This is a genomic window from uncultured Amnibacterium sp. (assembly GCF_964245895.1).
Classification (GTDB): Bacteria; Actinomycetota; Actinomycetes; order Actinomycetales; family Microbacteriaceae; genus Amnibacterium.
The window spans coordinates 1-14,018 of record NZ_CAXTOQ010000086.1 but is presented as its reverse complement, the minus strand read 5'-3'; the positions used below and the strand labels follow the sequence as shown (position 1 = coordinate 14,018).

Here is a 14,018-nt window from a genome sequence, read left to right as displayed (position 1 = left end):
ACATGGCCGGGAAGGATGCCGCAGCGCGCTGCCGCACGGGCCGGATCGGCCTGGGGAGGAGCGGATCCCGCACCCTCGCCCGCGCATCCCCGGCCCCTTCGCTTCGTGTGCGGCCGAGACGCGCATCTGCGGCTCGGGCCCGGGCCGCAGATGCGCGGACGAGCAGCAGATGCACGGATGAGCAGCAGACGGCTCGTGACCAGGGCCGGCGCGCGGGAGGATGTCCGCATGCGTGCGGTGCAGTTCGAGCAGTACGGCGGGCCCGAGGTCCTCGAGATCGCGGAGGTCGACGAGCCGCATCCCGGTCCGGGGCGGATCCGGATCCGGGTGCACGCGGCCGGCGTGAACGCCGCCGACTGGAAGATCCGCGAGGGCCTGATGGCCGGAGGGAAGCCGCTCGCGCGGCCGGGGCGGGTCGGGCTGGACGCCGCCGGCGTCGTCGACGAGCTGGGCGAGGGCGTGACGGACGTGCGCGTCGGGGACCGGGTCTTCGGCTCGGGCAGCGGCACCTTCGCCGACCTCGCCGTCCTCACCGCATGGGCGCGGCTGCCGCATCACATCCCGTTCGAGGAGGGCGCGGCCGCTCCGGTCCCCGTCGACACCGCCGTGCGGATGCTCGAGGCGGTCGCCGCGACCGAGGGCGACACGATCGTGCTGTCCGGCGCGGCCGGCGGGGTCGGGACCGCCCTGATCCAGATCGCGAAGGCACGCGGGCTGATCGTGATCGGCACCGCGAGCGCCGCCAACCAGGAGTACGTCGAGGCCCTCGGGGCGCTGCACACCACCTACGACGACGGCTGGGTCGACCGGGTGCGCTCGCTCGCGGTGGCGGAGGTGGACGCCGGGTTCGACCTGGCGGGCGCCGGCGTGCTGCCTCAGCTGATCGAGCTCACGGGCGACCCGTCCCGGGTGGTGTCGATCGCCGACTTCTCGGCCCCGCAGCTCGGCGCCAAGGTCACCGCCGGCGGCGGGGACAAGCGCGCGGCGCTCGCGGAGGCGGCCCGCCTGTTCGAGGCCGAGGAGCTGCGGATGATCGTCGAGCGCACGTTCACGCTCGAGCAGACGCCGGAGGCGCAGCGGCTCAGCAAGGCGGGTCACGGCCGCGGCCGATCGGCGGTCGTGCTGCATCGATGATCCTGTCGGCGCGCTCCCGGCGCGCTGTCGGCTGACGTCCGGCGACGCATGGGACGCTGCGACGCGATGAGCGAGATCCGGTACCACCGCAGCAGCGCGGAGCTGTGGCGGGGCTTCAGCCCCGACCAGGCTCTCGACTGGACGCGCGTGCTGCGGATGCACTGGCCCAGCTGGCCTGGCGCGACCGCGATGTGGCTGCTCAGCACCGGCCTGCAGGAGGGGAAGCCCGCGGGGCTCCCGGACTGGGTCGAGCGGGCACGGCAGGCGGAGCTGGCCGGCTTCACGCCGCAGCGCTACGACCGCCTCCACCGCGCGCTGGACGCCGTCCCCGCGGTCGAGCACCCCTCGCACCCGGACAACGCGCCGGACCCGCGCTGGCCCGTCCACCTGATCCGGCTGTTCGACGCGGCCATGTGGGCGGACTGGCCGTGGCTGATCGGGTCCGGCTGGAAGGACGAGGAGGCGGTGCGCCTCCTGCTCACGGCGAAGGACCTCCTGCGCTGAGTCCTCGCGGAGCGCGCACTTGACTGAGTGAGTACTCACTCCTAGCGTGGCGGCATGACGCCGACCACGGAGGCCGAGACCGAGCTGCCGGTCCGCGAGCGGGCGCGCCCGATGGCCCCGGAGGAGCGCCGCCGAGCGCTGGTCCAGTGCGTGATCCCCCTGCTCGCCGAGCACGGGCGGGACGTGTCGACGCGGCAGATCGCGGAGGCGTGCGGCGTGGCCGAGGGCACCGTCTTCCGCGCGTTCGGCGACAAGGAGTCCCTGATCGCCGCGGCCGTGGAGGCGTACTTCGACCCGGAGCCGTTCCGGGCGGCGCTCGCCGCCGTCGACCACGCGCTGCCGCCTGAGGAGAAGATCCGGCAGGTCTTCATCCTGCTGCGCGAGCGGTTCACCGGGGTGATGGGCTTCATGTCGGCGCTGCGGATGCAGGGCGGCCCGCCCCCGTCCATCCGGCGCGCGGACTCCGGCTGGATGGCCGTGCTGGAGGCGCTGCTCGAGCCCGACCGGGCCGCGCTCGCGGTGCCGCCGCGGACCATCGCGCGGTACCTGCGCCTGCTCGCCCTGTCGAGCGCGATCCCCCACCTGCACGGCGACCGCGGCCTCGAGCCCGACGAGATCGTGCACCTGATCCAGCACGGCGTGCTGCTGCCCGACACGGAGGAGGACTGATGCTGGCGAGGCTGCTGCTCGCGTACCTCCGGCCGTACCGGATGCTGCTGCTCGGCGTGATCGTGTTCCAGGCGGGGCAGTCGATCGCCTCCCTCGCGCTGCCCAGCCTGAACGCCGACATCATCGACCAGGGCGTCGCGAAGGGCGACACCGGCACGATCCTGCGCATCGGGGTGGTCATGCTCGCGATCACGCTGGTGCAGATCGCCTGCTCGATCGTCGCGGTGTGGTTCGGGGCGCGCACCGCGATGGCGTTCGGGCGCGACGTGCGGCTGGCCGTGTTCGACCGCGTCGGCGCGTTCTCCGAGCGGGAGGTGTCCCGGTTCGGCGCCGCGTCGCTGATCACCCGCACGACGAACGACGTGCAGCAGGTGCAGATGCTCGTGCTGATGACCTGCACGATGCTGATCTCGACGCCGATCCTCGCGATCGGCGGCGTGATCTTCGCGATCCGCGAGGACGTCGGGCTGTCCTGGATCGTGGTGGTCGCCGTGCCGGTGCTGCTGCTCGGCGTCGGCCTCGTGATCTCGCGGATGACCCCGCAGTTCCAGCGGATGCAGGTGCGCATCGACGCGGTGAACCGGGTGCTGCGCGAGCAGCTGACCGGCATCCGCGTCATCCGCGCCTTCGTGCGGGAGCCGGTCGAGACCGCGCGCTTCGCCGAGGCGAACGACGCCGTGACCGACACCGCCGTGCGCGCCGGCCGCTGGTTCGCCCTGATGTTCCCGTTCGTGATGCTCGTGCTGAACGTCTCGAGCGTCGCCGTGATCTGGTTCGGCTCGTTCCGCATCGACGACGGCACGCTGCAGGTGGGCCAGCTGACCGCGTTCCTCAGCTACCTGGTGCAGATCCTGATGGCCGTCATGCTCGCCACGTTCCTCGCGGTGATCCTGCCCCGCGCGACCGTCTCCGGCGGCCGCATCCAGGAGGTGCTGGAGACGGACTCGAGCGTCCTGCCGCCCGCCGACCCCGAGCCGGCTCCCCCGGCGACCGGGTCGCTCGAGCTGCGGGAGGCGACCTTCGCCTACCCGGGCGCGGAGCACCCGGTGCTGCACGAGGTGAGCCTCGCCGCCCGGCACGGGGAGACCGTCGCGATCATCGGCAGCACCGGGTCGGGCAAGACGACGCTGGTGAACCTCCTCCCCCGGCTCTTCGACGTGACCGGCGGCGCCGTGCTCGTGGACGGGGTCGACGTGCGGCGGCTCGACCCCGACGACCTGTGGCAGCGGATCGGGCTGGTGCCGCAGCGGGCCTTCCTGTTCAGCGGCACGATCGCCTCCAACCTCCGCTACGGCGGGCCGGAGGCGACCGACGCCGAGCTGTGGGCGGCCCTCGAGACCGCGCAGGCCGCCGACTTCGTCCGGGCGATGCCGGAGGGGCTCGACGCGCCGGTCGCGCAGGGCGGCACCAACGTCTCCGGCGGTCAGCGCCAGCGCCTCGCCATCGCGCGGGCGCTGGTGAAGCGGCCGCCGATCCTGGTCTTCGACGACGCGTTCTCCGCGCTCGACACCGGCACAGACGCCCGCCTGCGGGCGGCGCTCGACCGCGACCACGGCGACACCACGCGGATCGTCGTCGCGCAGCGGGTCTCGACGATCGTCGGGGCCGACCGGATCGTGGTCCTCGAGGCCGGCCGGGTCGTCGCGAGCGGCTCGCACGACGAGCTGCTCGCCTCCTCCCCCGAGTACGGCGAGATCGTCGCGAGCCAGCTCGCGGTGGAGGAGGCGGCATGAGCGCGCCGAACCCGGGCGTCGCCGCCCGCGGACCCGCGCCCGCCGGAGCCCGCCGCGGCGGACCCGGCGGCATGGGCATGGGCATGCCGGCGGAGAAGGCCATGCGGTTCGGGCCGTCCGCGAAGCGCCTGCTCGGCCGCCTCGCCCCCGAGCGGGTCGGCGTCGCGGTCGTGCTGGTGCTCGGCGTGATCAGCGTCGTGCTCACGGTGCTCGGCCCGCGCCTGCTCGGCGACGCGACGAACCTCGTGTTCGCCGGCGCGCTCGGCAAGGACCTGCCCGCCGGCCTCACGAAGGCGCAGGTCATCGCCTCGCTCGAGCAGCAGGGCGAGGGGTCCCGCGCGGACCTCCTCCGCACCCTGCCGATCGTGCCCGGCCAGGGCATCGACCTCACCGCGCTCGGCACGCTGCTGATGGTCGTGCTCGGCCTCTACGTCGTCGCGTCCCTGTTCTCGTTCCTGCAGGGCTTCGTGCTGAACGCGATCACCCAGCGGACGGTCTACCGGCTGCGCGCCGACGCGGAGGCGAAGATCCACCGCCTGCCGCTCGCCTACTTCGACCGGGTGCCCCGGGGCGAGCTGCTGAGCCGGGTGACGAACGACATCGACAACATCCAGCAGTCGCTGCAGCAGACGCTGAGCCAGGCGGTCAACTCGATCCTGACCGTCGTCGGCGTGATCGTGATGATGTTCGTCATCTCGCCCCTGCTGGCGCTCGTCGCGCTCGTGACGGTGCCGTTGACGCTGTTCGTGACGACGCAGATCGCGAAGCGGTCCCAGCCCCTGTTCGTGCAGCAGTGGACGCACACCGGGGCGCTGAACGCGCAGATCGAGGAGGCGTACAGCGGCCACGCGCTGGTCAAGGTGTTCGGCCGGCACGAGGAGGTCGCGACCCGCTTCCAGGCGAAGAACGAGCAGCTGTTCGGGGCCTCGTTCGGCGCCCAGTTCATCAGCGGCATCATCATGCCCGCGACGATGTTCATCGGGAACCTGGTCTACGTGGTCGTCGCGGTCGCCGGCGGCGTGCTCGTCGCGGGCGGGTCGCTGTCGCTCGGCGGCGTGCAGGCGTTCATCCAGTACTCGCGGCAGTTCACCCAGCCGCTCAGCCAGCTGGGCTCGATGGCGAACCTGCTGCAGTCCGGCGTCGCCTCCGCCGAGCGCGTCTTCGACCTGCTCGACGCCGAGGAGCAGTCGAGCGACCCGGTGGAGGAGGCGGTCCCGCAGGACCGCTCGGGCCGGCTCGCGTTCGAGCACGTCGCGTTCTCCTACGACCAGGAGAACCCCCTGATCCGCGACCTGTCGCTCGTCGCCGAGCCCGGCCACACCATCGCGATCGTCGGACCGACGGGCGCGGGCAAGACGACGCTCGTGAACCTGATGGAGCGGTTCTACGAGCTGGACGGCGGCCGCATCACGCTCGACGGCGTCGACATCGCGCGGATGGCGCGCGCCTCCCTCCGGTCGCGGATGGGCATGGTGCTGCAGGACACCTGGCTGTTCGGCGGCACGATCCGGGACAACATCGCGTACGGCCGGCCGGGCTCGACCGAGGAGGAGATCCTCGCCGCGGCCAGGGCCGCGTACGTCGACCGGTTCGTGCACGCGCTGCCGGACGGCTACGACACGGTGCTCGACGACGAGGGCGGGAACGTCTCCGCCGGCGAGAAGCAGCTGATCACCATCGCCAGGGCGTTCCTCGCCCGGCCGAGCGTGCTGATCCTCGACGAGGCGACCAGCTCGGTCGACACCCGCACCGAGCTGCTGGTGCAGCAGGCGATGGCCGCGCTGCGAGCGGACCGCACGAGCTTCGTGATCGCCCACCGGCTCTCCACGATCCGCGACGCGGACCTCATCCTCGTGATGGAACACGGCGACATCGTCGAGCAGGGCACCCACGACGAGCTGCTCGCGGCGGGCGGCGCGTACGCGCGGCTCTACGAGGCGCAGTTCGCGGGGGCGGTCGAGGGCTGAGTAGCCTCGCCGGGTGAGGGATCAGCCGCTGGTGCGCGTGCTGGGTCCCGTCCGGTTCACCTCGCGCTCGGGGGACGACGTCGCGCCGTCCGGCGCCCTGCCGCGCCGCCTGCTGGCCTCGCTCGCGCTGGCCGGGCAGGAGGGGCGCAGCGTCGCGGGCCTGACCGACGACCTGTGGAGCGACGAGCCGCCCCGCAACCCGCGCGGCGCCCTGCAGATGCTCGTCTCCCGCGTCCGGTCCGCCGCCGCCGACGGGCTGCTCGAGTCCACCGCGACCGGCTACCGCGTGGACGCCTCCGACCTGCTGACGGCCGAGCGGGCCGACGCGGCGGGCGCCGCGGCCGCGCTCGCGCTGTGGACCGGCGAGCCGGGCGCCGACCTCGACGACGGGACGGCGGAGGAGCTGCGGCAGCGCGCGGGCCGGGCCCGCATCCGCCTGCTGGCCCTGCACGCGGCGACGCTGCTCGACGGCGACCGCGGCGCCGAGGCGATCCCCGTGCTCGAGCGCCTGGTCGCCGCCTCGCCGCTCGACGGCGAGCCGGTCGGCCGGCTGATGCGCGCGCTCGCCGGGGAGGGGCGGACCGACGCCGCGATCGCCGCGTTCGCCGCGCACCGCGAGCGCCTCGCCGACGCGCTCGGCGCCGATCCGGAGCCCGCGCTCGTGCGGCTGAACACCGAGCTGCTGCGCGGCGCGGCAGCCCCCGCGACGGCGGAGCTCGTCGGCGTGCGCACCTCGACGACGGCCCTGCTCGGCCGGGAGGACGACCTCGCCCGGCTGCTGAGCGCGGTCCCCGCGCACCGGCTCACCTCCATCGTCGGCACCGGCGGCCTCGGCAAGACGCGGCTCGCCCACGAGACCGCGCTGCGCCTGGCGGACCGGTTCGAGCGGATCGTGTTCACCGAGCTGGTCGGGGCCCGGGCGGCGGAGGACGTCGAGCTCGTGCTCGGCGCGGCGGTCGGCGCCAGGTCGCTGCAGCGGGCCAGGCGCCTGACCGAGCCGATGCCCGCTGACCTGCCGACCCGGACCCGGGAGATCCTGGCGGACCGGCGCACGCTGCTCGTGCTCGACAACTGCGAGCACGTCGTCGACGCCGCCGCGGCGCTCGCCGACGACCTGCTCGCGACCATCCCCGGGCTCACCGTGCTGACGACGAGCCGCGTGCCGCTGCTGCTGCCGGGCGAGGCCGTCGTCGCCCCGCAGCCGCTGCCGCCGGCGACCGCCGCCTCGGCGCTGTTCGTCGACCGCGCGACGGCGGCCCGGCCGGGCGCCGCGCTCGACGCGGCGCTCGTCGAGCGCGTCTGCGCCCGGCTGGACGGGCTGCCGCTCGCCATCGAGCTCGCCGCCGCCCGCCTCCGGTCGATGACGCTGCCGGAGCTGGACACCCGGCTCGCGGACCGGTTCGCGGTGCTGGTCGGCGGCGACCGCAGCGCTCCCGACCGCCACCGCACCCTCCTCGCCCTCATCGAGTGGAGCCGGCGCCTCCTCTCCCCCGCAGCCGCCGACGCGCTCGCGACGCTGGCGGTGTTCCCCGACGGCTTCACCGGCGACTCCGCGAGCGATCTGCTCGGCGCGGACGCCGCAGAGGTGCTCACCGAGCTGGTGGACCAGTCCCTGCTCGCCTTCGTCGAGGCGCCGGGCGGCGCGGGCCGGTACCGGATGCTCGAGACCGTGCGGGAGTACGGGCTGCGCGACCTCGCCGAACGCGGGCGGACGGCGGTCGCCGCCCGCGCGCTCGACGACTGGGCGCTGCGGTTCGCGCGCCGCACGGCCCCCGGACTGACCGCGGGCGTCCGGCCGGCGGTGTCGCGCGTCGTCGCCGTCGAGGAGGAGACCCTGCTCGTCGTGCTGCGCGGCGCCGCGGACCGGCCCGCGGTCGCGATGGCGGTCGGCGCGCTGCTCGCCGAGCTGTGGGTGTACCGCGGCGAGTTCGCGTCGATCGTCGGCGTGCTGCCCGCGCTGATCGAGGCCGGCCGCCACCGGCCGCGGTCGGAGGCCGAGCAGGAGGAGTCGGTCCGCGGGCTCGCGCTCGCGGCCTCGATCGCGATGCTCTCCGTCCGGCCGGAGGTGCCGCGGTCGCTCGCGCTGCTGCGGCGGGCCCTCGGCACGGGCGATCGCCGCGGCTTCTGGCGGGTGCTCGCGGCCGAGCTGGTGCTCAGCCGCGACCTCGACACCGGCGTCGCGGCGCTCGACCGGCTGACCGGGGATCCGGATCCGCTCGTGTCCTCCTTCGCGCACCTGATGCGCGCGCAGCTGCACGAGAACGAGGGCGCCGTCGCGGCCGCGATCGGCGACCTCGGGGCCGCGGAGGCGATCGCGGCGCGGCAGGGCTACACCTGGTTCCGCTTCCTCGCGCGGACGAACCTCGTGTCCCTGCTCGGCCAGCGCGGCGAGCACGCGGAGGCGCTCGCGGTCGCGCGCCGCGCCAGGCAGGAGATCGTCGAGCTGGACGTCGACACCGACCTGCGGCAGCTGGACTGGCTGATCGGCGCGAACGCGATCATCACCGGCGATCTCGCGGAGGGCGAGCGGATCTTCGGGCGGCTCGCCGCGAGCCGCGGCCGGGGCGGCCCCGCCGACGAGGCGGACGACCGGGCGCTCGCGCTCGCGGGCCTCGCCGAGGTCGCGGCCGCGCGGGGCGAGTGGGCGGAGGCGCTCGCGCGGTGGGACGAGGCCGTCGCGGTCGTCGGCCGCGCGTCCTCCCCGTGGCGGGTGGTCATCGATGCGGCGGCGCTGGCCGGGCGGGCGGCGCTCGGGGTGCCGTCCGCCGAGCTCGAGCGGCCCTACCGGCGGGTGCGCACGCTGCTGATCGCGATCCAGCGGCTGCAGGGCGGCCGGTTCGACGCCCCGGTCGTCGGCGCCGGCATGGTCGGCCTCTCCGCGGTGCTGCGCCGCACCGACGCCGCCGCGGCGGACGACCTCGCCGCGCTGGGGCTCGCGCTCGGCGCGCGGCGCGACCTCGCCTCCATCGACGCCGCGGCCCGGGGCGTCGTCCCCGCGCCCTTCGGCCACGAGGAGGCCGCACGGCGGGTGGTCGCGATGCTGCGATCACCCGCCGTGCGGCGGCCCGGACCGGTCGTCGGGTAGCCCTGCGGCTCAGGCCTTCCGCATGTAGGCGCGCACGGTGAGCGGGGCGAAGACCGCCACGACCACGGCGGCACCGAGCAGGGTCAGCCACACGTCGCCCGTCACCTGCTGGTCGTTGACCATGGTCCGGACCGCGGTGATGAGGTGCGAGACCGGATTGATCTCCGCGAAGGTCTTCAGGGGCTCGGGCAGCGTCGTCGTCTGCACGAAGGCGTTCGAGAGGAACGTCAGGGGGAAGAGCACGAGGAACGAGATCCCCTGCACGGAGCCCGCCGTCCTGGCGAGCATGCCGAACAGCGCGAAGATCCAGCTGATCGACCAGGCGACCACGATCACGAGCAGGCCGGCCAGGACCGTCCAGCCGATGTGGTCGACGATCTGGTGGTAGCCCATGATCGCGCCGACCACGAACGTGATCGTCGTCGCGATCGCGTACCGCACGGTGTCGGCGAGCAGCGCGCCGGCGAGCGGTGCGATACGGGCGATCGGCAGGGACCGGAAGCGGTCGAAGACGCCCTTGTCCATGTCCTCGCGCAGCTGGACGCCCGTGACGACCGAGCCGGTGATGACGGTCTGGACGAGGATGCCCGGGATCAGGGTCGGCAGGTACTTCGTGACGTCGCCGGCGATGGCGCCGCCGAAGATGTAGGCGAACATCACCGTGAAGATGATCGGCTGCAGGGTCACGTCGAACAGCTGCTCGGGCGTGCGGCGGACCTTGAGCAGGCCCCGGTACGCCATGGTCAGCGACTGGCTGACCGTTCGGGTGATGCCGTTCCGCGGCTGCGCGACTGCCGACGTGGCAGGTCCTGTGGATGCGACCGCGGTCATGCGAGCACCTCGTCCTTCTCGGCCTGGGCCGTCGTGTCCTCGGCGCCATGGCCGGTGATGGCGAGGAAGACCTCGTCGAGGGTGGGCTTCTGCACGCCGAACTCGGCGAGGCGGATGCCGGCGTCGCGCAGGTCCACGAGCAGGTCGGTGACCCGCTCCGGGTCCTGCAGCGGCACGGTGAGCCAGCCGCGCTCGGCGGAGGACACCGGCTGCACGCCGATGGCGTTCCGGATCCGCGCCTCGGCGACCGCGAGATCGGCGGTGTCCACGAGCCGCAGCTGCAGCGTCGCGGTCCCGACGGAGGCCTTCAGGTCGTCGGCGGTGCCCTCCGCGACGACGCGACCGCGGTCGATGACCGCGATGCGGTCCGCGAGCTGGTCGGCCTCGTCGAGGTACTGGGTGGTGAGCAGCACCGTCGAGCCGGTGGCGACCAGCTCGCGGATGGTGTCCCACATCTGCGCGCGGGTGCGCGGGTCGAGGCCCGTGGTCGGCTCGTCGAGGAAGATCAGCGGCGGCTGCGCGATCAGGCTGGCGGCGAGGTCGAGGCGGCGGCGCATGCCGCCGGAGAACTTCTTCAGCGGCCGCTTGGCCGCCTCCGTCAGCGAGAACTGCTCGAGCAGCTCGGTCGCCTTCACCTTGGCCTGCCTCCTGGAGAGGCCGAGCAGCAGGCCGAAGACGACGAGGTTCTCGGTCGCGGACAGCGTCTCGTCGACGGAGGCGTACTGCCCGGTCACGCCGATCAGGCCGCGCACGGTCGCCGCCTCCTTGACGACGTCGTGGCCGAGCACGCGGGCGGAGCCGCCGTCCGGCTTCAGCAGCGTGGCGAGCATGGAGATGGTGGTGGTCTTGCCGGCGCCGTTCGGGCCGAGCACGCCGTAGACGGTGCCGGGCTGCACGACGAGGTCGACCCCGTCGACGGCGCGGTTGTCGCCGAAGACCTTGACGAGGCCCTCGGCCTCGATGGCGGGTGCGGTGGTTGGCATGGGGCCAGCATGCCGACTGTCGCTCACATGGCGCTCACGCCCCGCTCACATGCGCCGTGTCGACGGGCGCGGGGATGTCCGAGGCGGCGCCTAGCCTGCGCGGATGCTCCTCCTCGACGGTGCCGCCGTGCTGTCGGCGACCGACCTCACGAAGGCGACCGCGTGCGAGTGGTCGGTGCTGCGCCGCCTCGACGCCCGGCTCGGCCGGGTGACCGAGGTGCCGGACCCCGCCGACGCGATGCTGGCGCGGGCCGCGGCGCTCGGCGACGAGCACGAGGCCCGGCAGCTGCGGGAGTACCGCCGCACCCTGGGCGCCGCGGTCGTCGAGATCGAGCGGCCCGTCGACAGCCACGACCCCGTCGCGCTCGCCGCGGCGCAGCAGCGCACCCTGGAGGCGCTCCGCGGCGACGCGCAGGTCGTCTTCCAGGCGACGCTGTTCGACGGCGCGTTCCTCGGGTTCGCCGACTTCCTCGTGCGCGCCGGGGACGTCTGGGAGGTCTACGACACCAAGCTGGCCCGCCGCGCCAAGGTCACCGCCCTCATGCAGCTGGCCGCGTACGCGGAGCAGCTGACGGCGCTCGGGGTGCCGGTCGGCGACCGGGTGCACCTGCTGCTCGGCGACGGCAGCACCTCCACGCACCGGCTCGCCGACGTGCAGCCCGTCTTCTCGCAGCGGATGGGCCGCCTGCGGTCCCTCGTCGACGAGCGCATCGCGGCCGCGGAGGCGATCGCCTGGGGCGCGCCAGGCGTCGCCGCGTGCGGCCGCTGCGTGGAGTGCGCGGCGCAGGTCGAGGCGACCCGCGACGTGCTGCTCGTGGGGCGCGTGTCCGTGCGCCAGCGCGACCGGTTCCGGGCCGCCGGCATCGTCACCATCGACGACCTGGCCGCGAGCAGCGGTCCGGTGGAGGGGGTGGGCGCCGCCCCCCTGACCCGGCTGCGGCTGCAGGCGCAGCTGCAGCTGGCCGCCGAGGCGGGCGACGGCATCACCGCGCAGGTGATCGACCGGGAGGGGCTCGCCGCGCTGCCCGCCCCGGACGACGGGGACCTGTTCTTCGACTTCGAGGGCGACCCGCTCTGGTCGGACGACGGCCGCACCTGGGGGCTCGAGTACCTCTTCGGCGTGATCGAGCCGGGCGGCGGGAGCGAACGCTTCCGGCCGTTCTGGGCGCACGACCGCGAGCAGGAGAAGCAGGCGCTCCTCGACTTCCTCGAGTACGCGACCGCGCGGCGCCGCGCCAGGCCGGGGATGCACATCTACCACTACGCCGACTACGAGCGCAGCCACCTGCAGCAGCTCTGCGCGCGGCACGGCGTCGGCGAGGCGATGCTCGACGAGCTGCTGCGCGAGCACGTGCTGGTCGACCTGTACCCGATCGTGCTCCGCTCCATCCGCATCTCGGAGCGCTCCTACTCGCTGAAGAAGCTGGAGCCGCTCTACATGGGCGACCGGCTGCGCGAGAGCGACGTGACCGACGGGGCCGCCTCGGTGGAGGCCTACGTCACCTGGTGCCGCCTCGTCGAGGACCGGCAGGCGGCCGCGGCCGACGCGCAGCTGCGCGAGATCGCCGACTACAACCGGTACGACTGCGCCTCCACACTCGGCCTCCGCGACTGGCTGCTGCGGCTCGCCGACGAGCGCGGCGTCGCCCGCCGCCCGGCGCCGCCCGAGGACCCGGAGACCGACGCCGCGATCGCCAGGCGGGAGGACGAGGTCCGCGACGCGCTGCTCGCCAGGATCGCCGACGTCCCGAGGGCCGACCGCACCCCCGCGCAGACGGCGATCGCCCTCGCCGCCGCCGCGATCGAGTACCACCGGCGCGAGGACAAGTCGTTCTGGTGGGCGCACTACGACCGGCAGATCGCCCCGGTCGACGACTGGGCCGAGCAGAAGGACGTGCTCGTCGTCGAGGAGGCCGAGGTCCTGACGGACTGGCACCGGGAGGGCCGAGCGAGGTCGGACTCCCGCGTCCTCGAGCTGACCGGCCGCCTCCCCGCGGGCAGCGGGCTCAAGGCGGGCGACGAGGACGTCTTCGTGATGTACGCCGAGCCCGTCCCCGCCGGATGCGCGGACGTGCCGGTCGGGCAGCGCGGCGAGCACGACCGGGGGCGCGTGCTCGACGTGCGGCTGCTGCGCGACGGGCGCACGGCCGTGGTGCTGGAGGAGCAGGCCGGCCGTCGCGACGGCGAGCCGACCGACCCGTGGCTCGAGCTGCCCTTCGCGCTCACCCCGCGGGCGCCGCTGCGGACCGCGGGACAGCGCGCGGCGATCCTCGAGTGGGGCTCCCGGCTGGTGCAGGGCTTCCCGGCGGGCGACGCGGTCCTGGACCTGCTCGAGCGGACGCCGCCGCGGCTCAGCGACGGCGTCCGCGCATCCGCGGCCGACCCGAGCGCCGACGCGATCGTGCGGGACGTCCTGCGCCTGTCCCGGTCCGCGCTCGCGGTGCAGGGGCCGCCCGGGTCCGGCAAGACCCACGTCGGCGCACAGGTGGTCTCGGCGCTCGTGCGCGACCACGGCTGGCACGTCGGCGTCGTCGCGCAGTCGCACGCCGTCGTCGAGAACCTGCTCGACCGGGTCGTCGAGGCGGGGCTCGACGCGGACCTGGTCGGGAAGCGGGTCTCGTCGGCCGGCACCGTCGGCGCGTGGACCGCGATCGAGCCGAACCGCCCCGTCGGCGTGGCGCTGTGGACCGGGGCCCGGCAGTCGTCCGGGTACGTCGTCGGCGGCACGTCCTGGACGTTCACCGATGCCAATCAGATCGCGCAGAAGCAGCTCGACCTGCTCGTCGTCGACGAGGCGGGGCAGTTCTCGATCGCGGACACGGTCGCGGCGGGCGTGGCCGCCAGGAACCTGCTGCTGCTCGGCGACCCCCAGCAGCTGCCGCAGGTGAGCCAGGGCCTCCACCCCGAGCCCGTGGACACCTCCGCCCTCGGCTGGCTGTCCGCGGGGCACGACGTGCTGCCGACGGAGCTCGGGGTGTTCCTGCCGGAGACCTGGCGCATGCATCCGGCCCTGACGTCGGCCGTCTCGCAGCTGTCCTACGAGGGCCGGCCCACCTCCCGCCTGCCGGAGCCGACGGACCGGTCGCTCGAGGGGGTGGCACCCGCCCTGCAC

9 protein-coding genes are annotated in these 14,018 nt (G+C 74.4%); 7 read left to right on the top strand and 2 right to left on the bottom strand.

The genetic code is table 11. The features are described 5' to 3' along the window. Nucleotides 1–228 precede the first annotated feature (228 nt). The 6 genes from ACFE60_RS12125 (at nucleotide 229) to ACFE60_RS12100 (ending at nucleotide 9,092) form a co-directional block, all read left to right on the top strand. Complete coding sequence (locus ACFE60_RS12125) at nucleotides 229–1,134, top strand: NADP-dependent oxidoreductase (RefSeq protein ID WP_375389116.1); 906 nt, start codon at nucleotides 229–231, stop codon at nucleotides 1,132–1,134. A 66-nt stretch (nucleotides 1,135–1,200) separates the two neighbouring features. Further along, nucleotides 1,201–1,638 (top strand): hypothetical protein, encoded by a 438-nt coding sequence (locus tag ACFE60_RS12120; RefSeq protein WP_375389115.1) that lies wholly within the window; start codon nucleotides 1,201–1,203, stop codon nucleotides 1,636–1,638. A 54-nt stretch (nucleotides 1,639–1,692) separates the two neighbouring features. Then, entirely contained in the window at nucleotides 1,693–2,307 is a 615-nt protein-coding gene (locus ACFE60_RS12115; RefSeq protein ID WP_375389114.1) for a TetR/AcrR family transcriptional regulator, read from the top strand. Then, on the top strand, nucleotides 2,307–4,040 hold the full coding sequence (locus ACFE60_RS12110; protein WP_375389113.1) for an ABC transporter ATP-binding protein: 1,734 nt from the start codon (nucleotides 2,307–2,309) through the stop codon (nucleotides 4,038–4,040). Before ACFE60_RS12115 ends, ACFE60_RS12110 begins: the two co-directional genes overlap by 1 nt. After that, nucleotides 4,037–6,007, top strand: a complete 1,971-nt coding sequence (locus tag ACFE60_RS12105) for an ABC transporter ATP-binding protein (protein WP_375389112.1) — start codon at nucleotides 4,037–4,039, stop codon at nucleotides 6,005–6,007. Before ACFE60_RS12110 ends, ACFE60_RS12105 begins: the two co-directional genes overlap by 4 nt. 13 nt (nucleotides 6,008–6,020) lie before the next feature. Then, a complete protein-coding gene (locus ACFE60_RS12100) occupies nucleotides 6,021–9,092 on the top strand; it encodes a BTAD domain-containing putative transcriptional regulator (RefSeq protein WP_375389111.1) in 3,072 nt (1,023 codons plus the stop codon). A gap of 9 nt (nucleotides 9,093–9,101) precedes the next feature. Here the strand turns inward: ACFE60_RS12100 and ACFE60_RS12095 are convergent, their stop codons facing one another. Both ACFE60_RS12095 and ACFE60_RS12090 read right to left on the bottom strand, forming a co-directional pair. Further along, nucleotides 9,102–9,923, bottom strand: a complete 822-nt coding sequence (locus ACFE60_RS12095) for an ABC transporter permease (protein ID WP_375389110.1) — start codon at nucleotides 9,921–9,923, stop codon at nucleotides 9,102–9,104. Further along, nucleotides 9,920–10,906, bottom strand: a complete 987-nt coding sequence (locus ACFE60_RS12090; RefSeq protein ID WP_375389109.1) for an ATP-binding cassette domain-containing protein — start codon at nucleotides 10,904–10,906, stop codon at nucleotides 9,920–9,922. Before ACFE60_RS12090 ends, ACFE60_RS12095 begins: the two co-directional genes overlap by 4 nt. A 103-nt stretch (nucleotides 10,907–11,009) precedes the next feature. On the opposite strand from ACFE60_RS12090, the gene ACFE60_RS12085 reads away from it, so the two are divergent. After that, nucleotides 11,010–14,018: TM0106 family RecB-like putative nuclease (locus ACFE60_RS12085; RefSeq protein ID WP_375389108.1), on the top strand; the 3,009-nt coding region annotated here is incomplete at its 3' end.